Source organism: Pontivivens nitratireducens (genome assembly GCF_011290545.1).
GTDB lineage: Bacteria > Pseudomonadota > Alphaproteobacteria > Rhodobacterales > Rhodobacteraceae > Pontivivens > Pontivivens nitratireducens.
This window is the reverse complement of the sequence record NZ_CP049811.1, coordinates 1788721-1807091: the sequence shown is the minus strand read 5'-3', so window position 1 is coordinate 1807091 and position 18371 is coordinate 1788721. Positions and strand designations below refer to the sequence as shown.

The window sequence follows — 18371 nt, the reverse complement described above, 5'->3', positions numbered from 1 at the left end:
CGATCAGGCGGAGCGGCGGAATTTCGATTGGTAGCGAAGCGTTTGAACCGGGCTCCACTGTGGCGCGGGCTGGCGCGCGGCGAGCGCATCGTCAATCTCGACCTCATCAAAGCCGACGCCACGCGCCTTTCTATATTGTTCTGCAATAACATGCCCCTGCGCGCGCAACTTACCACGGTATCCCAAATCGCGAAGGCGCGCAGCAATGGTAAATCCGCGTCCGTCCGCGCTGGACGGGAAAGGAATGCGGATCAGCGGAGCGTCCTTGATCGTGTCGAAAACCGCCACCACATCCGCGTCGTTCGGCAGATCGACACCCTGCCCGCCAGATTGCTCACCCGGCGCGGCAAACCCCGCGTTGAAGCCGTCAGGGCCGAACCCTGCATCGGTCACGATCACGCTCATTCTACTGTCTCCTTGATGGGCCCACGCACCATCTTTCCGTCGATGAAGTGGATGCCGCATTCTTCTTTTTCCTCGCCACGCCAACGGCCTGCGCGGGGATCTTCACCTTCCTTTACCTTCGAGGTGCACGGCGCACAGCCTAGGGAGGGATAGCCCTGCGCGACCAGCGGATGTCGGGGCAGCTTGTTGTTCCACAGATAGTCCTGCACGTCCGACGGGCCCCAATGGGCCAGGGGGTTGATCTTGATGCGCTGATCGCCCTCCGCTTCGAAGAACTCCAACGCCGCGCGAGTGCCGGACTGGAACCGCTTACGCCCCGTGATCCACGCATCATAGGGCGTCAGCGCGGCCTCCAGCGGGATGGTTTTGCGCAGGGCGCAGCACGCATCGGTATCGCGCTGGTGCAGCGTGCCGTCAGGATCCTGCGCGGCGAGCTGGGTGCGGCTGGCGCGAATGATCTGAACGTTTGTCAGACCCAGCGACTTCGCGACGTCGTGTTGATAATCCAGTGTTTCGGGAAACAGCATCTCGGTATCTATAAACAGCACCGGGATATCGGGATTTACCACGGCGGCAAGATGCAGCAGCACCACGCTCTCCGCTCCAAAGGATGAGACGAGAGCGACACGGCCGGTCTCCTTGGCGTTCAGCGCCTCACGCAGGACGGCGCCAGCGGCATGGTGCCGGAAGCGGTCGTTCAGCGCCGCGACGCGTTCGCCTACGGTTGCGAAATCCTGTTCAGGCCGCATTCGCCCTCTCCTGCTTTTCGGGGTAGAGCGCCACCTTGAACGGACCCATCCCGACCCGGCGATATGCCTCCAGGAACGTCTCCTCAGGGTCCGTGCGCAGGTCCAGATAGGCCTTGATCAGGCGCTCGACCGCCGGAACAATCTCATCATATGCGAAGCCGGGTCCGGCCCTTTCGCCGATGGTTGCCGTCTCGGTGCCGTCGCCGCCAAGGGTGATCTGGTAGTTTTCGACCCCTGCCCGATCCAGCCCCAGAATGCCGATATGGCCGACATGGTGATGCCCGCAGGCGTTGATGCATCCCGAGATCTTGATCTTGAGCGGACCGATGTCGCGCTGCGCGTCGATATCCGCGAAGGCCGTGGAAATCTGCTGCGCGACCGGGATCGAGCGCGCCGTCGCCAACGCGCAATAGTCCATGCCGGGGCACGCGATGATGTCAGAGACGAGGCCGACATTCGCTGTCGCCAGACCCGCATCCTTCAGCGCCGCGAACACGGCCGGCAGGTCGCCGCGATGCACGTGCGGCAGGACGACGTTCTGCTCATGGCTGATGCGCAGCTCATCATGACCGTATTTCTCGGCCAGATTGGCCATCACGCGCATCTGGTCCGAGGTCGCATCACCCGGCGTTTCCCCGATCCCCTTGAGCGAGATCGTGACGATGGCGTAATCGGGATTCTTGTGCGCCACGGTGTTGGTGTCGATGAAGCTGCGCAACGCGCCGTCCAGCACCGGCGCGATGTCGGCGGTTTTGTAGGCGGGCGGCTGGAAGCCGGTTTCGATATGGTCGATCAGATCCTGCGGCACGACGAAATCGTCGCGGATACGCTCGAACACTTCGGCAACGCGGGACTGCATGACTTCAAGAGACTCTTCGTGGACGAGGATCTTGATGCGCGCCTTGTACTTGTTATCGCGGCGTCCGTGCAGGTTATAGACCTGCATGACCGCTTCGAGATAGGGCAGCAGGTCGGCCTTTGGCAGGTAGTCGCGCAGCACCTTGCCGATCATCGGCGTGCGGCCCAGACCGCCGCCCACGATCACCTCATAACCGGGCGCCCCGTCCGCGTCGCGCACCATGCGCAGGCCGATATCGTGTGCCTTGACCACGGCGCGATCATTGGAGGAGCCGGTCACGGCCACCTTGAACTTGCGTGGCAGGAACTGGAATTCCGGATGATCCGTGGACCATTGACGCACCAATTCTGCGGTCGGGCGTGGATCCTCGATCTCATCCGCGGCGGCCCCTGCGAAATGATCGGCGGTAACGTTGCGGATGGTGTTGCCCGAGGTCTGTATCGCGTGCATCGACACATCCGCCAACGCTTGCAGCATGTCGGGCACGTCCATCAGCTTGGGCCAGTTGTACTGGATGTTCTGGCGTGTGGTGAAGTGGCCATAGCCCTTGTCCCACTTGTCCGCGATCATCGCCAACTGGCGCATCTGGCCACTGTTCAGCGTGCCATAGGGGATCGCTACGCGCAGCATGTAGGCGTGCAATTGCAGGTACAGACCGTTCATCAGGCGCAGCGGCTTGAACTCATCCTCGGTCATCGAGCCGTCGAGGCGACGCGCCACCTGGCCGCGAAACTCCTGCACGCGGGTGTTGACGAATTCGCGGTCGAAATCGGTGTAATCGTACATGGATCAGGCCTCTGCGGCTTCGGCTTGCTTGCCGTGGCTGTAGTTGGAGGGGCCGCGGGTGCGAAACGCCTCTCTGAAATGGACGGGACCGGGGGTGCCGTTCGCGTCAAGCGTGGCTTCGGCCAGATACGGCCCCACGATCTTGAGCTGTTGTGCGGCGGCGGTGGCGAGCATCGCCTCAGCCTGCTCCGCGTTCTGGGCGACCTGGGCGTTGGCGTGGTCGCGTGTCCAGCCGCCCTCGGCGGTCAGATAGATCACGTCGCCCAACAGCAGGTCGTTCGCGGTTACGATTTGGGGTTTGAAGGCCTTGGCCATTTTATGCCTCCACTTTCTGGAATTGCGGGGATTGCAGGGTCGGGATCGCGGCCTCGGCCGCGCGGGGAGTCAGGCCCAGCATCAGGATCACGGGGCCATTCACGCCCTCACGCGACAGCATGTCAGGCAGGTCGATCAGGGTGCTGGGCAGAACGCGCTGGTTGGGGCGACTGACATTTTCGATCGCGGTGATCGGGGTGTTCTCGGGCGCGCCGTACATCAACAGGCGTCCCCGCAGGAAGGTGCTGGCCTTGCGCCCCATATAGATTGCGGCGGTGGCCCCTTCGCGGGCCAGATCGCGCCAGTCCTGCTCGGCGAAGCCATCGACATCGTGGCCGGTGACGATGCGGAAGGACTTGTTGCGGCCCCGCTTGGTCAGGCTCTGCCCCAGCGATGCAGCCGCGGCAGAGGCGGTGGTGATGCCCGGAACGATTTCCCAGCTCAGACCGTGCGCGTCGAGCGCCTCGATCTCCTCGTCCAACCGGGCGAAGATCGCCACGTCGCCGCCCTTGAGACGGGCGACCTTATGACCCTCGGCGGCCTTGGCAACGATCAGGGCGTTGATGTCTTCCTGCTTCCACGACGGACCGAAGCCGGTCTTGCCGACCTCGACAATCTCCGCTTCGCGCCGGGCAAGCTCCAGTATGCCCGCCCCGACCAGACGATCGGTGACGACGACATCCGCCTCGTGCAGCAGGCGGCGAGCCTTCATGGTCAGCAATTCGGGATCACCCGGACCCGCACCGATCAGGGCGACGTGACCGACGGTGGCCTGCCCGTTCAGGGTTTCGTTCAACAGGTCGTCCAGTTCCTCACGCACCGCAGCCTGCCCTTGGCTCAGCGCGCGGGGACCACGGTCGAAATAAAAGGCGGACCAGAAGGCCCGGCGAATGCTGCCCATGGGCAAAGCGTCGGCGACAGGGCGAAAGGCCTGTCCGATTCGGGCCAAGGTGCCCAGATTGGCGGGCAGCATCTCCTCCACCCGGCGCTTGATGTCCCGGGCCAGCACGGGTGCCGCGCCCTCGGTCCCGATGGCGACGGTCACGGGATCGCGGTCCACTATGGCGGGTGTGATGAACTGGCTGTCCTGAAGGTTATCGACGATGTTGATGAGAGCCCCGGCGTGACGCCCGATCTCGGCGGCGCGCGCATCCTCGACCGCATCCTCGTTCGCACCGTAGAGTAAGGCCGCGTCAATCGCGTCCCCCTCCGCGATTGGGCGTTCGATCAGAGTCAGCTTACCGTCCGTCGCAAGCTCACGCAGCTTAGGATGCGGATCTGTGCCATAGACGGTTACGTTCGCTTCGGTTTTGAGGATCAGCCGCAACTTCGCCAGCGCACACTCCCCCGCGCCCGAAACGACCACATTGCGTCCGGCGAGATTCAGAAAGATCGGGAAATGGCGCATCGCTCTCTCCTGCGTGATCTGCTTGGCCTGCTTGGCTTTGACTCCACATGGCAGCTTAGAACATAATTCCAAGATTCAGGGTATATGGCGCTGGAAATAAGAACGATGATCCGATACGGGGATGGCAGTCACACGTTTTTACCGGAAAAGGGGGAATTTACAGAATGAGCATCCGACTCGACGATACAGACCGGAAAATCCTTGCCGAATTGCAGGAGGATTCCGCACGTTCCCTCGATGAAATCGCCCGCCGGGTAGGCGCGTCCAAGACTCCGGTCTGGAACAGGATCCGCAAGATGCGTGAGTCCGGAATCATCCGGGGTCAGACCACCCTGCTCGATCCCGAAAAGCTGGGGTTGGAGGCCTGTTTCTTCGTTCTGATCCGCACCAGTGAACACGATGCGGGCTGGTTGGAGCGGTTCCTGAATGCGGTCAAGAACCGTCCTGAAGTGATGGAGGCCCATCGACTGGCCGGTGATATCGACTACATCCTAAAGGTACGCGTCGCCTCCGCCCGCGCCTATGACGTATTTTACAGGGCGCTGATCCAGGAGGTGTCGATCTACAATGTCACCTCCACCCTGTCGATGGAGGAGATCAAGAACACCACCGCATTGCCCATCCCGGACAGTTCGGCATAACCCCTGCCCCCTTGTCCTAGCCTCAGGACAAAGGCTCGTCGAAACGCCTATCGGCCTTATGTGACCATACATACGGCCCCATACATATGGGCAAGGACGATGACGTCACCGAAGCCGCCTTCACCATTCACCCAAGGGACGCAATCATGAAAATCGCAATGATGGCGCGAAACGCCAATCTCTACTCGCACAAGCGTCTGGTTGAGGCGGCGCAGCAGCGCGGCCACCAGATCGACATCATCAACACGCTGCAATGCTATATGAACATCGCATCGCGGCGGCCCGAGATCTACTATGACGGCAAGTCGCTGACTGGCTATGACGCGGTGATCCCGCGGATCGGTGCGTCGATCACGTTCTACGGCCTTGCCGTTCTGCGGCAGTTCGAGATGATGGGGGTCTTTCCCCTGAACGAAAGTGTCGCCATCGGACGCTCACGCGACAAGTTGCGGTCCATGCAATTGCTGGCGCGGGACGGCATCGGCCTGCCGGTCACGGCGTTCGCGCATGATGCCAAACAGGCCGGCGAGGTCGTGAAACTGGCGGGCGGCGCGCCCGTTGTCATCAAGCTGCTGGAGGGCACGCAGGGCATCGGCGTGGTTCTGGCCGACACCGAACGGTCCGCCAAATCGGTGATCGAGGCGTTTCGCGGTGCGAACGTCAACATCCTCGCACAGGAATTCATCAAGGAATCCGGTGGCACCGACATCCGCGCCATCGTCGTGGGCGGCAAGGTGATCGCCGCAATGAAACGCACCGGGGCGGAGGGTGAATTCCGCTCGAACCTGCACCGGGGCGGGTCCGCGAAGGTCATCAAGATCTCACCCGAGGAACGCTCCACCGCCGTGCGCGCGGCCAAGGCGATGGGCTTGAGCGTTTGCGGCGTGGACATGCTGCGCTCGAACCACGGGGCCGTGGTGATGGAGGTCAACTCCTCCCCCGGGTTGGAGGGGGTCGAGAAGGCCACCGGCCTCGACGTGGCGGGCACGATCATCGAATATCTGGAAAAGCACGCCAAGCCCGGCGCAACCCGGACCAGGGGCAAGGGCTGACCACCCCGTTTCGCCCCCTTCCTTTCCAGAACATCGAATGAGCCAATGTCCACCAAACCCAAGAAACCCAAACCTCAATTAATGGTAATCGGCTGGATCGAGCATATCGCCCTGCCCGATCTGGGCATCCCCGATATTCGCTGCAAGATCGACACGGGCGCACGCACCAGCGCCCTTCACGCCGACGATATCGAGCGGTTCGGCAAGGATGGCGAGGATTGGGTGCGCTTCGGCCTCCGGCTCAAATCCCACGGTCCGGCAACGCGGATCGAAGTGCCGATCTACGACATTCGCAGGATCAAGAACACCGGCGGCATCCCGCAGGAGCGGATCGTGATCCGCACCACGGTCAATCTGGGCGGGCGCGAATGGCCGATCTCGGTCTCGCTGACAGATCGGTCCAGAATGAAATTTCCGATGATCGTCGGACGCTCCGCGCTTAAGAACCAGAACATCGCCGTGCATACCCGCCACGCCAACCTGACCCGTCGCTGAGGACCTTTCGCAACATGCCCAAACGCGCCGATTACGATTTTGCCGGCACCGCCATCGCCCCCGGCACGCGCAGGACGATCGAATTGCCGGTCAGCGTGATGTCCGACCACACGCCCGTCACGATGTCCGTGCATGTGATCCACGGAAAGCAGGACGGCCCGACCATGTTCGTCAGCGCCGGGGTGCACGGGGATGAGGTCATCGGGGTCGAGATCGTGCGACGGTTGTTGCGCACACCGAACCTGAAATCGTTGCGCGGCACGCTGATCGTGATCCCCATCGTCAATGCCTTCGGGTTTCTGAACCACTCACGCTATCTGCCGGATCGGCGCGACCTGAACCGGTCATTTCCGGGCAGCGCGCAAGGGTCGCTCGCCTCGCGGCTGGCATCGCTGTTTCTGAACGAGATCGTCCTGCGCTGCGATCTGGGCATAGACTTGCATTCCGCCGCGATCCACCGCACCAACCTGCCGCAGGTCCGCATTTCGCCCGACAATGCCCGCACCGCCGAACTGGCGGAGGTTTTTGGCGCTCCCGTCATCCTGCAATCCCCCCTGCGCGAGGGGTCGATGCGCGGCGCGGCGAAGGATGTCGGAAAGGACGTGCTGCTGTTCGAGGCGGGTGAGGGCCTGCGCTTCGATGAGATGTCCGTGCGCGCGGGTGTTGCTGGCATCCTGCGTGTGATGCGCCATATCGACATGGTTCCGGCCAAGGGCATCGCGAAACCGAAATCCGCCTCGTATTACTGCAATTCCAGCAAATGGCTCCGCGCCCCGGCGGGGGGGCTCTTGCGGTCGTTCAAGGGTGAGGGCGACGTGGTCAGTGAGGGCGATCTGATGGCCGTCGTCGCAGATCCCTTCGGCAACAAGGAGATCGAGATCCCCGCCCCGTTCAGCGGCATCGTGATCGGCCGGGCCGTGATGCCCGTGGTGAACGAGGGCGACGCGGTCTTTCACCTGGCCCGCGTGACATCCGTGGCCCGCGCGGAGGCGCTGATGGATGGACATACGGATCAGATGACGGACGATCCGCTGTTCGATGAGGATGAGATTATCTGAGCCATAACGCTCCATTCCGACCCGCTAGCGTGACGCACGCTGATGCTGCACTGCGACAATAGGGCCGGACGCACGCGATTGCCTTGGCAGGGGCGCAGGCTTAGTTTCGTACCGACAGATAACGAGGTTGTCCATGCTCGGTTCATTCGATGCAATCCTTCTGGCGCGGATCCAGTTCGCCTTTACCGTGTCGTTCCACTTCCTGTTCCCCGCCTTCACCATCGGGCTGGCCAGTTACCTCGCCGTGCTCAATGGATTATGGCTGTGGACGCGGGATGGCAGATACCTCGATCTGTTCCGGTACTGGGTCAAGATTTTCGCGCTGGCCTTTGCCATGGGTGTCGTATCGGGCATTGTCATGTCCTATCAGTTCGGCACCAACTGGTCCGTCTTCTCGGACAAGGCGGGGCCGGTGATCGGGGCGCCCATGGCCTATGAAGTGCTGTCGGCGTTCTTCCTTGAGGCGGGGTTCCTCGGCATCATGCTGTTCGGACGCAGCCGCGTCGGCGACACGCTGCACATGATCGCCTGCGCCGCCGTGGCCTTCGGGACGTTCTTCTCCGCTTTCTGGATCCTCAGCGTCAACAGCTGGATGCAGACCCCCACCGGGTTCGAGATCGACGCCATTACCGGGCAGTTCATGCCGGTGGATTTCTGGCAAATCATATTCAACCCGTCGTTCCCCTATCGCTTGGTGCACACCGTTACGGCGGCTTACCTGACCACGGCATTCATCGTCGGCGGTGTCGGCGCGTTTCACTTGCTGCGCCACCGTCGGCGGGGCGAAACGCCCACGCCCGCCACGCGCACGATGTTCTCGATGGCGATGTGGATGGCGGCGATCGTGGCCCCTGTGCAGATTTTCTTAGGTGATCTGCACGGCTTGAACACGCTGGAGCATCAGCCGATCAAGGTGATGGCGATGGAGGGGCACTACGAAAGCCACCCCGAAGGCGCACCGCTATACCTGTTCGGCCTGCCAAATGATGAGACGCAGACCCTGGACTATGCGATCGGCATTCCCAAGGTATCCTCGCTGATCCTGCGGCATGATCTGAATGCTCCGATGGACGGTCTGGATACGATCCCGGACGACGAACAGCCGCCTGTGGCAATCGTTTTCTGGTCGTTCCGGGTCATGGTCGCGCTCGGCTTTGCTATGCTGGGGATCGGCCTGTGGTCGCTGCTGGCGCGGATGCGCAGGCAATTGTACGATGCGACATGGCTGCACCGTGCGGCCCTGATCATGGCGCCCTCCGGCCTGATCGCGGTTCTGGCCGGTTGGATCACGACCGAGGTCGGGCGTCAGCCCTATACTGTTTACGGACTATTGCGTACGGCCGACAGCGCCGCGCCACTGGCAGCACCTGCCGTGGGCGCATCGCTGGTCGCATTCATCGTGATCTACTTTTCCGTCTTCGGCGCGGGCACGTTCTATATCCTGCGTCTGATGGGCCGTCAGCCCAGCTCGAAGGAGCCGAGGCTGGCGGATTCCGTCAAGGGGCCGATCCGCACCGCCGGAACCACCCCCGCACCCGAAGAGGCGACCCGCCGCCCCGACACGACAGAAACGGGAGCATGACCATGCCAGTCGAAGGTTTCACACTCGACCTGACCACCATCTGGGCCTTTCTGATCGCGCTGGCAGTGCTGATCTACGTCATTCTGGACGGATTCGACCTAGGCCTGGGAATGCTGTTCGCGTTGGAGCGAAAGCGCGGCGACCGGGATGTGATGATGAACTCCGTCGCCCCGGTCTGGGACGGAAACGAGACCTGGCTGGTACTGGGCGGCGGCGGCCTGTTGGCGGCATTTCCGCTGGCCTACGCGCTGATCCTGCCCGCGCTCTACGCGCCGATCATAGCGATGCTGCTAGCGCTGATCTTTCGCGGGGTCGCCTTCGAGTTTCGCTGGCGGACGGAACGGGGCCGCTGGGCGTGGGACATCGCGTTCATCGCGGGTTCGGGCATCGCCGCATTATCCCAGGGCATCACCCTGGGCGGACTGTTGCAAGGCATCCAGATCGACAAGGCCGCACGCGCCTATTCCGGCGGCTGGTGGGATTGGCTGACGCCGTTTTCGCTGACCGTGGGGGTGGCGGTGATGGTCGGCTACATGCTGCTGGGCGCGACCTGGCTGGTGATGAAGACCGGCGGTCCGTTGCAGGAGCGTATGCGAGCCCGCGCATGGCCGCTGGGTGCTGTCACGCTGGCCTTCATCGGTATCGTCAGCCTGTGGACGCCCTTCTTGCAGGACGGATACTATAATCGCTGGTTCGCGGATTGGCGCATCGCGCTGGCTGGCGGGGTTGCCGCGGCGGTTCTGGCGATTGCAGCGCTGATGTTCCGTTCCCTGACGATCCATCGCCACGAATACCGTCCCTTCGTGCTGGCGCTGATGCTGTTCGTGCTGTGCTTTGTCGGGCTTGGCATCTCGATGTTTCCCTATATCGTGCCGACCGAAATCACGATCTACGAGGCCGCCGCCCCCGCAAAGAGCCAGATATTCATGCTGGTCGGCGCCGTGATCCTGTTGCCTGTCATCCTGATCTACACCGCCTATGCCTACTGGGTGTTTCGCGGCAAGGTTGACGAGGGGACCGGGTATCACTGATGGCGGAACGAACCTCTTCGTGGTGGCAACGGCTGCTGTGGTTCGTGGCGATCTGGGTGCTGTCGATCACAGCGTTGGGGATCGTCGCCTACGGCATTCGCCTGATGATCCTGTAGGGCGCGTTCAGGTGAACTTCCGGTAGAGTCTGGTCTGATCGAAGATATCCTCCAACGCCTCCATCCGGGTTCGGGCCTCCCCCCAGTTCACGTCCTGCACGGCGGCGATCATGGTTTCCACCAGCAGCAGGGTCGTCGCCATCGAATCCCATGCCGAGGGAACAACGATGCGATTGGAAAAGCAGATATCCGCGACACTGTGGATCGGGGACCGCCACTGATCAGTGATCAGAATGATCGTCGCACCCTTGGCACGCGCCATCTCAGCCAGCTTCAGCGTGTTGTTCTCATATCGCCGCATGTCGAAAATCACGAAGACATCGCCCTGCTTTGCATCCAGCAGGTGGTGCGGCCAGGCGTTCGAGGTCGATTGGATATGTGTGATCCGGGGCCGCACCACCTGCAAGTGCAGGAACAGGTATTCGGCAATGGTATGCGTCACCCTGCCCCCCACGATGAACAGCGGGCGTTCGGTATCCGCGATCAGGGCGCAGGCCGCATCGAAGGTCGCAGGCTCGATCTGGGCGAGCGTCAGCCGGATATTGTCGATCACCGCCTCGGTGAAGCGGTTGAGGACGTGGCCCGAGGGCGCCCCCTCCGCCCATGTGTCGTGCTTTGCGATGGGGTTCTTGACCTTCGCCTTCAGCTCCTCGCGCAGCTCCGCCTGAAAATCGGGATAGTTCCGAAACCCCAGCTTTTGCACCATGCGCGCCACGGTCGGCGCTGAAACCTGCGCATCGCGGGCCAGCGCCGAAAGCGGGCCGAGGCCCGAGGCCGGATAGTTTTCCAGAATCGAATGCGCCAACTGCCGTTCCGCGCGGGTCAGCGTGTCGAGCTGGGCCTGAATGCGCTCGGCTATGGTCATTTCCGCTTCGGGCAAGGGTGCCTCCATTCTGACGCTTTTCGTTACAGGGCGAACGACGATGTGCGATCCATTACAATATTGTGTTGACATGAGGCCCCGCGCGCAAGAGCCTTGTCCCGGTCAGATGGGCAAGTGAGGTGAACCAACCATGTCGGATCAGGTCGTTCAAATCGTGAACCCTGACGGTGAATCGCCGGTGCTGCTGGTGTGCGAACATGCCTCTCACGCCATTCCGGATGATCTGAACGGGCTGGGACTGACGCCGCAGGAGGCGATCAGCCATGTCGCCTGGGATCCCGGCGCGATGGCGACGGCAAACCTGCTGTCACAAGCGCTGGATGCCCGCCTGATCGCCAGTCGCATCAGTCGGCTGGTCTATGACGCCAATCGTCCGCCCGAGGCACCGGATGCAATCCCCGTGCGCAGCGAACGCACCCATATAGCAGGCAACGCTGATCTGAGCGCGGCAGCCCGGTCCGAGCGAGTGACACGATATTACACGCCCTTTCGCGATGCTCTGGCGGCACAGGTCGCCGCACGGCCCGCGCCCGTGATCGTCACGATCCACAGTTTCACCCCGGTCTATAACGGCAAGGAACGGCATGTCGAAATCGGCGTTCTGCACGATGCGGACACCCGGCTTGCCGACGCTATGCTGGCAGAGGCTGCGCGCTTCACCGATTTGCAGGTCGAGCGTAACGCGCCCTATGGACCCGAGGACGGCGTCACCCACACCTTGCTGGAACATGCGATCCGCTGGGGGCACCCCAATGTCATGCTGGAAATCCGCAACGACCTGATCGCTGACGCCCAGGGACAGGCCCGCATCGCGGGGATCCTGAAACCTTGGCTGACGGCGGCACTGTCCGCGCTGAAGGTGGCGGCATGAGGGTGCTGCGTCGCTTCATCGGGGCCGTGGACGGGGTGAACTATTACACCGGTCGCGTGGTGATGTACGGCATCTTCGTGCTGATGGGCATCTTGCTGTGGTCCTCGATTTCCAAGACGTTCTTCCTGCCATCGCTGTGGACGCTGGAAATGGCGCAGTTCGTGATGGTCGGATACTACATCCTGGGCGGCCCATACTCGATCCAGCTGGGATCGAACGTGCGGATGGATTTGCTCTATGGCGAATGGTCCCTGCGCAAGAAAGCATGGGTGGACCTGTTCACGGTGCTGTTCCTGATCTTCTACCTCGGTGTTCTGCTGTGGGGGGCGTTGGCCTCCACCGCCTATTCACTGGGCTTTTGGGGCAGCAACCCGCTGGAATTCTTCGGTGGTCTGGTGACGGGATCGCAGGAGGTCGGGCGGCTGGAACGCTCCCCCACCGCATGGCGGCCCGTGATGTGGCCGATCAAGGTGGTCATGATCGTCGGCATATTCCTGATGCTGCTGCAATGCCTTTCCGAACTATTCAAAGACGTGCTTCGGCTGCGTGGTGAGGCGATCTGATGCCCTATGAAATGATCGCGACATTGATGTTCGCGACGATGATGCTGATGCTGCTGACGGGGCAACGGGTGTTCGGGGCCATCGGCTTCGTCGCCGTGGTCGCGGCGCTGCTGCTGTGGGGGGACCGGGGCGGATACGACCTGGGCTTCGCCGCCGCGATGAAGCTGATGAAATGGTATCCGCTGCTGACGCTACCGATGTTCATCTTCATGGGATATGTCCTGTCGGAATCGAAGATCGCGGACGATCTGTACAAGATGTTCCATGTCTGGATGGGCGGCCTGCGCGGCGGCCTGGCCATCGGAACGATCGGGCTGATGGTGCTGATCTCCGCCATGAACGGGTTGAGCGTGGCCGGCATGGCCATCGGATCGACCATCGCGCTGCCCGAATTGCTCAAGCGGGGCTATGACAAGCGGATGGTGACGGGCGTGGTGCAGGCGGGATCGTCGCTGGGCATACTGGTGCCCCCGTCCGTGGTGCTGGTGCTGTATGCGATGATCGCGCGGCAACCTGTCGGGCAGTTGTGGCTGGCAGGCGTGGTGCCCGGCCTGATGATGGCCGCGATGTTCATCGCCTATATCGTGATCCGCTGCCGGATGAACCCCGTTCTCGGCCCGGTCCTGCCGCCGGAGGAACGTGACATTCCCCGCGCCGAAAAGCTGCGCCTGCTGCGTGCGGGTCTGCTGCCGCTGGTAATCTTTGCCGTGATGATGGTGCCCTTTGTCAACGGCTGGACCTCGCTGGTCGAAAGCTCCGCCATCGGGGCGATTGCCGCCTTTGCCGCCGCCGTGCTCAAGGGCAGGATGAACCGCGAGGTGTTCGAGAATTCGGTGCGCAACACGCTGGGCATCACCTGCATGTTCATGTGGATCATCCTCGCGGCACTTGCCTTCGGCGCGGTGTTCGACGGGCTGGGCGCGGTGAAGGCGATTGAAAGCCTGTTCACCGAAAAGCTCGGCCTGAACCCCTGGGTGATCCTGATCCTGATGCAGCTCAGCTTTATCCTGATGGGCACCTTTCTGGACGATACCGCCATGCTGGTCATCGTCGCCCCGCTCTACGTGCCGCTGGTGGGGGCGCTTGGCTTCGACCTGATCTGGTACGGGATCCTCTACACCATCACGACGCAGATTGCGTATATGACACCGCCCTTCGGCTATAACCTGTTCCTGATGCGGGCGATGGCCCCGCCCGAGATTACGTTGCGCGACATCTATAGCTCAATCACGCCGTTCGTGCTGGTGATGATCGGCGCGCTGATACTGGTCATGGCCTTTCCCGGCATCGCCACGTGGCTGCCGCAGATCATCTACGGAAACTAAACAAAGAGCAGGTGCAGCCTGCCGAACCCTCAACCAAGGAGAGATATGATGACGTCCAGACGCAAGTTTATCCAAGGAGCCGCCGCCGCCCCGGTCGCGGCTGCCGCCCTTGCCACCCCTGCCCTTGCACAGGGCACGATCCGCTGGCGGATGCAGACCTATGCAGGTGCCGCGCTGGCCGAACACGTGATCACCCCCGCGGTCGAGGCGTTCAACAAGATCGCAGGCGACCGGATGCAGATCGAGCTGTTCTATGCCGATCAGCTGGTCCCCACGGGCGAGTTGTTTCAGGCGATGCAGCGCGGCACCATCGACGCCGTGCAATCGGATGACGACTCGATGGCCTCCCCCACCGACGTCACCGTGTTCGGCGGCTACTTCCCCTTCGCGTCACGCTACTCGCTCGACGTGCCGGTGCTGTTCAACCAGTACGGTCTGAACGAGATCTGGGACGAGGAATATTCGGCCCTTGGCGTCAAGCACATCTCCGCCGGGGCTTGGGATCCGTGCCATTTCGCGACGAAGGACCCGATCCGGTCCCTCGCCGATCTGGAGGGCAAGCGCATCTTCACCTTCCCGACCGCAGGCCGCTTCATGTCGCAGTTCGGCGTGATCCCCGTGTCCCTGCCGTGGGAGGATATCGAGGTCGCGATGCAAACCGGAGAGCTGGACGGCATCGCGTGGTCCGGCATCACCGAGGATTACACCGTCGGCTGGGCGGACGTGACCAACTACTTCCTGACCAACAACATCTCCGGTGCGTGGGCCGGATCGTTCTTCGCCAATATGGAGCGTTGGAACGAGCTGCCCGAGGATCTGCAAACCCTGTTCCGCGTCTGCTGCGACCAGTCGCATTACTACCGACAGTGGTGGTATTGGGGGGGTGAGGCCGCCCTGCGCGTCAACGGTCCCAAGCTGGAACTGACCACGATCCCCGATGAGGAATGGCAGACGGTCGAGGATGCGGCGCAGGAGTTCTGGGAGGAGATCGCCGCCGAGAGCGATGTGAAGCGCCGCGTGGTGGATATCATCAAGCAGTACAACGCCGATATGGTGAAGGCCGGTCGACCCTACCGCTACACCTGATAAAGTGCGGGGCGGCCCATCGGGGTCGCCCCTCTACTGCCGGAGCACCGCATGTCCGACCACGCCGAACTGAAACGCGAAAACGCCAAAATCCTGCGAAAGCTGGCCAAGGAACTGGACCTTTCGCAACCGCGTGAGATCGAGTTCGCCGCCGCATTTCCAACCCGCGAACAGGCGCAGCAGGCTGCGGATTACCTCAACGCACGGGCGCAATCGCGCGCCCTGCGCGCCACGGTGATTGCGGCCGGTGACGATTTCGATTGCGTCCTGCGCGTGCATATGGTGCCCGACCTCTATGACATTACCGATATCGAAAGCGTTCTGGCCGAGGCCACCGACCGCTTCGATGGCTTTGAGACCGCATGGGATTTTCCCGGTTAGACCCTTTCACAACAGAGTGTACCCACATGCCTACCCCCCTGACATTCGATGCGCTCAAGGCGCAGGTCGCCGATGGCTCCATCGACACGGTTCTGGCCTGTCTGGTGGACATGCAGGGCCGTCTGATGGGCAAGCGGTTCCACGCGCAGACATTCGTGGATAGCGCCTATAGCGAAACGCATTGCTGCAATTACCTGTTGGCCACCGATCTGGAAATGGCGACGCCCGACGGCTTTGCCGCGACCAACTGGGCCTCGGGCTATGGCGATTACATCATGCAGCCCGACCTCGACACGCTGCGCCCCGTTCCCTGGCTGGAGGGGACCGCGATGGTGCTGTGCGACATCCTGCACCACGACACCCATGCCCCGGTTGCCCATTCCCCCCGCGCGATCCTCAAGGCACAGATTGCCAAACTCGACGCGATGGGCCTGAACGCAGTGATGGCCACGGAGCTGGAATTCTTCCTGTTCGCCAAGAGCTTCGAGGAGATCGCGCGCGGCGGATTCCGCGACCTGGAACCGATCAGCGCCTATAACGAGGATTACCATATCCTTCAGACCACCAAGGAAGAGGGCATCATGCGCCCGATCCGCAACCACCTCTACGCCGCCGGGATCCCCGTGGAGGGCAGCAAGGGTGAGGCGGAGGCCGGTCAGGAGGAGTTGAACATCCGCTATGCGGCCGCACTCGACTGCGCCGACCACCACACCATCGCAAAGCACGCGATCAAGGAAATCGCGTGGTCCAAGGGGCACGCGGTGACGTTCCTGCCGAAATGGGACGCGGGCAAGGTCGGCTCCTCCAGCCATGTGCACCAATCGCTGTGGCGCGACGGCACCTCCGCGTTCCACGAGCCCGATGCGGACCTCGGCATGTCCGATCTGATGCGGCACTACATGGCCGGGCTGATCGCCTACGCACCGGATTACACTTATTTCCTCGCCCCTTACGTCAACAGCTACAAACGTTTCGCCAAGGGGACATTCGCGCCGACAAAAACAGTCTGGTCCATCGACAACCGCACCGCCGGTTTTCGCCTGTGCGGGGCCGGAACCGGGGGCGTGCGCGTCGAATGCCGCATCGGCGGCTCGGACATGAACCCCTATCTGGCGCAGGCCGTGATGCTGGCCGCAGGCATTCGGGGGATCGAGGAAAAGCTGGACCTGCCGCCCCCCTCCTCCGGCGACGCGTACAAGGATGCGGAGGCCGCCGACATTCCGCAAACCCTGCGGGCCGCCACCGAAACCCTGCGCGCCTCGACTTTCCTGAGAGAGGCCTTGGGCGACGAGGTTATCGAACATTATCTACGCTCCGCCACGTGGGAGCAGGAAGAATTTGACCGCGTCGTAACCGATTGGGAAATCGCGCGCGGCTTTGAGAGGGCCTGAACATGATTACCTGTATTTCACCCATCGACGGTACGACCCTGGTCGAGCGGGAGCCGCTAACGTCCGAGGATGCGGCCAAGGCCGCTGCCCGTGCGCGCGATGCGCAACCCGGCTGGGCCGCCCGCCCGCTGGACGAACGCGTCTCTCTGGTCCGCGCCGCGACGCAGATCGTCGGCACGATGAACGATGAGATCGTGCCCGAACTGGCCCGCCAGATGGGCCGGCCCGTGCGCTTCGGCGGGGAGTTCGGCGGCTTCGCTCAACGCGCCGATCATATGAGCGACATCGCCGCCGAGGCTCTGGCCGATATCGAGGTCGAAGATTCCGGCGAATTTCACCGCTTGATCAAGCGGGTGCCCCACGGCGTCGTGCTGGTCGTCGCACCATGGAATTATCCTTACATGACCGCGATCAACACCATCGCCCCGGCCCTGATCGCGGGCAACACGGTGGTCCTGAAACACGCCTCGCAGACCCCCTTGGTAGGGGAGCGTCTGGCCAAGGCGTTCCATAAGGCCGGCGTCCCCGAGGATGTGTTCCAGAACGTCTTCCTCGACCATGCCACGACCTCGGAACTGATCGGCGGCGGGGCGTTCGATTTCGTCAACTTCACCGGCTCGGTCGAGGGCGGCCGCGCGATCGAGCGTGCGGCGGCGGGAACCTTCACCGGACTGGGGCTGGAGCTGGGCGGCAAGGATCCGGGCTACGTGATGGAGGATGCCGATCTGGACGCCGCCGTCGATACACTGATCGACGGGGCGATGTTCAACTCCGGTCAATGCTGCTGCGGGATCGAGCGGATTTACGTGGTCGAAAGCCTGTTCGACGCCTTTGTCGAGAAAGCCGTGAAGATCGTCGAGGGCTACAAACTGGGCGATCCCCTCGACCCCGACACGACGATGGGCCCGATGGCACAACCCCGCTTTGCCGACATGATCCGCGCTCAAACGGTGGAGGCCGTGGCCGCAGGCGCGAAAACCCTGATCGATCCTGCCCTGTTTCCCAAGGATGGCGGCGCCTATCTGATGCCGCAAATCCTCGTCGATGTGGATCATTCCATGCGCGTGATGCGTGAGGAAAGCTTCGGCCCCGTCGTGGGCATCATGAAGGTCGCGGACGATGCCGAGGCAATCGCCCTGATGAACGACAGCGAATATGGTCTGACGGCCTCGCTTTGGACGCAGGATGAGGCGCGCGCCATGTCCATCGCGGACCGGATCGAGACCGGAACCGTCTATATGAACCGGGCAGATTACCTGGACCCGGCACTGTGCTGGACGGGTTGCAAGAACACCGGGCGCGGGGGCGGATTGTCCGTCATCGGCTACCAGAACCTGACCCGTCCGAAATCCTACCACTTCAAGAAGGCCTGAG

20 protein-coding genes are annotated in these 18371 nt (G+C 62.4%); 14 read left to right on the top strand and 6 right to left on the bottom strand.

Going from position 1 to position 18371, the window contains the following annotated elements:
* Window positions 1-3: 3 nt before the first annotated feature.
* Genes G8E03_RS08955 through cysG form a run of 5 tightly spaced genes read right to left on the bottom strand, consistent with a single transcriptional unit; the run spans window position 4 to window position 4522 of the window.
* Window positions 4-405, bottom strand: a complete 402-nt coding sequence (locus G8E03_RS08955; protein WP_166190821.1) for a DUF934 domain-containing protein — start codon at window positions 403-405, stop codon at window positions 4-6.
* A complete protein-coding gene (locus G8E03_RS08950) occupies window positions 402-1154 on the bottom strand; it encodes a phosphoadenylyl-sulfate reductase (protein ID WP_166190819.1) in 753 nt (250 codons plus the stop codon). The genes G8E03_RS08955 and G8E03_RS08950 overlap by 4 nt, the downstream gene beginning before the upstream one ends.
* A complete protein-coding gene (locus tag G8E03_RS08945) occupies window positions 1144-2799 on the bottom strand; it encodes a nitrite/sulfite reductase (protein ID WP_166190817.1) in 1656 nt (551 codons plus the stop codon). Before G8E03_RS08945 ends, G8E03_RS08950 begins: the two co-directional genes overlap by 11 nt.
* Before the next feature lie 3 nt (window positions 2800-2802).
* Window positions 2803-3114, bottom strand: coding sequence for a DUF2849 domain-containing protein (locus G8E03_RS08940; RefSeq protein WP_166190815.1), 312 nt, complete (start codon window positions 3112-3114; stop codon window positions 2803-2805).
* A gap of 1 nt (window position 3115) precedes the next feature.
* Window positions 3116-4522: a siroheme synthase CysG gene (gene cysG, locus G8E03_RS08935; RefSeq protein WP_166190813.1), complete on the bottom strand. Its 1407-nt coding sequence runs from the start codon at window positions 4520-4522 to the stop codon at window positions 3116-3118.
* Between the two features lie 164 nt (window positions 4523-4686).
* Here cysG and G8E03_RS08930 point away from each other — a divergent pair, with 164 nt between their 5' ends.
* The 7 genes from G8E03_RS08930 (at window position 4687) to G8E03_RS08900 (ending at window position 10497) form a co-directional block, all read left to right on the top strand.
* Window positions 4687-5163 carry an Lrp/AsnC family transcriptional regulator gene (locus tag G8E03_RS08930; protein ID WP_185802939.1) on the top strand — a complete coding sequence of 159 codons (477 nt, stop codon included), beginning with the start codon at window positions 4687-4689 and terminating at the stop codon, window positions 5161-5163.
* Window positions 5164-5309: 146 nt separating this feature from the next.
* Window positions 5310-6215: a 30S ribosomal protein S6--L-glutamate ligase gene (rimK, locus tag G8E03_RS08925; protein WP_166190811.1), complete on the top strand. Its 906-nt coding sequence runs from the start codon at window positions 5310-5312 to the stop codon at window positions 6213-6215.
* A gap of 45 nt (window positions 6216-6260) precedes the next feature.
* Entirely contained in the window at window positions 6261-6710 is a 450-nt protein-coding gene (locus tag G8E03_RS08920; protein WP_166190809.1) for an ATP-dependent zinc protease family protein, read from the top strand.
* 14 nt (window positions 6711-6724) lie between these two features.
* Window positions 6725-7768, top strand: a complete 1044-nt coding sequence (locus G8E03_RS08915; protein ID WP_166190807.1) for a succinylglutamate desuccinylase/aspartoacylase family protein — start codon at window positions 6725-6727, stop codon at window positions 7766-7768.
* A gap of 133 nt (window positions 7769-7901) precedes the next feature.
* Entirely contained in the window at window positions 7902-9350 is a 1449-nt protein-coding gene (locus G8E03_RS08910; protein WP_166190805.1) for a cytochrome ubiquinol oxidase subunit I, read from the top strand.
* Complete coding sequence (cydB, locus tag G8E03_RS08905) at window positions 9347-10381, top strand: cytochrome d ubiquinol oxidase subunit II (RefSeq protein WP_283810318.1); 1035 nt, start codon at window positions 9347-9349, stop codon at window positions 10379-10381. Before G8E03_RS08910 ends, cydB begins: the two co-directional genes overlap by 4 nt.
* Window positions 10381-10497 carry a DUF2474 family protein gene (locus G8E03_RS08900; RefSeq protein WP_166190803.1) on the top strand — a complete coding sequence of 39 codons (117 nt, stop codon included), beginning with the start codon at window positions 10381-10383 and terminating at the stop codon, window positions 10495-10497. Before cydB ends, G8E03_RS08900 begins: the two co-directional genes overlap by 1 nt.
* A 7-nt stretch (window positions 10498-10504) precedes the next feature.
* Here G8E03_RS08900 and G8E03_RS08895 read toward each other — a convergent pair whose 3' ends face one another.
* The gene (locus G8E03_RS08895; protein WP_240910314.1) at window positions 10505-11389 is read right to left on the bottom strand and encodes a MurR/RpiR family transcriptional regulator; all 885 of its coding nucleotides are present in this window, start codon (window positions 11387-11389) and stop codon (window positions 10505-10507) included.
* Between the two features lie 121 nt (window positions 11390-11510).
* On the opposite strand from G8E03_RS08895, the gene G8E03_RS08890 reads away from it, so the two are divergent.
* The 7 genes from G8E03_RS08890 to G8E03_RS08860 are packed head-to-tail and all read left to right on the top strand — an operon-like array spanning window position 11511 to window position 18370.
* Complete coding sequence (locus G8E03_RS08890) at window positions 11511-12251, top strand: N-formylglutamate amidohydrolase (RefSeq protein ID WP_166190799.1); 741 nt, start codon at window positions 11511-11513, stop codon at window positions 12249-12251.
* Window positions 12248-12814: a TRAP transporter small permease subunit gene (locus G8E03_RS08885; protein ID WP_166190797.1), complete on the top strand. Its 567-nt coding sequence runs from the start codon at window positions 12248-12250 to the stop codon at window positions 12812-12814. Before G8E03_RS08890 ends, G8E03_RS08885 begins: the two co-directional genes overlap by 4 nt.
* A complete protein-coding gene (locus G8E03_RS08880) occupies window positions 12814-14139 on the top strand; it encodes a TRAP transporter large permease (protein WP_166190795.1) in 1326 nt (441 codons plus the stop codon). The genes G8E03_RS08885 and G8E03_RS08880 overlap by 1 nt, the downstream gene beginning before the upstream one ends.
* 48 nt (window positions 14140-14187) lie before the next feature.
* Entirely contained in the window at window positions 14188-15225 is a 1038-nt protein-coding gene (locus tag G8E03_RS08875) for a TRAP transporter substrate-binding protein (protein ID WP_166190793.1), read from the top strand.
* Window positions 15226-15276: 51 nt separating this feature from the next.
* Window positions 15277-15606, top strand: a complete 330-nt coding sequence (locus G8E03_RS08870) for a ribonuclease E inhibitor RraB (protein WP_166190791.1) — start codon at window positions 15277-15279, stop codon at window positions 15604-15606.
* Window positions 15607-15632: 26 nt separating this feature from the next.
* Window positions 15633-16997, top strand: coding sequence for a glutamine synthetase family protein (locus G8E03_RS08865; protein WP_166190789.1), 1365 nt, complete (start codon window positions 15633-15635; stop codon window positions 16995-16997).
* A gap of 2 nt (window positions 16998-16999) precedes the next feature.
* Entirely contained in the window at window positions 17000-18370 is a 1371-nt protein-coding gene (locus G8E03_RS08860; RefSeq protein ID WP_166190787.1) for an aldehyde dehydrogenase family protein, read from the top strand.
* Window position 18371 lies beyond the last annotated feature (1 nt).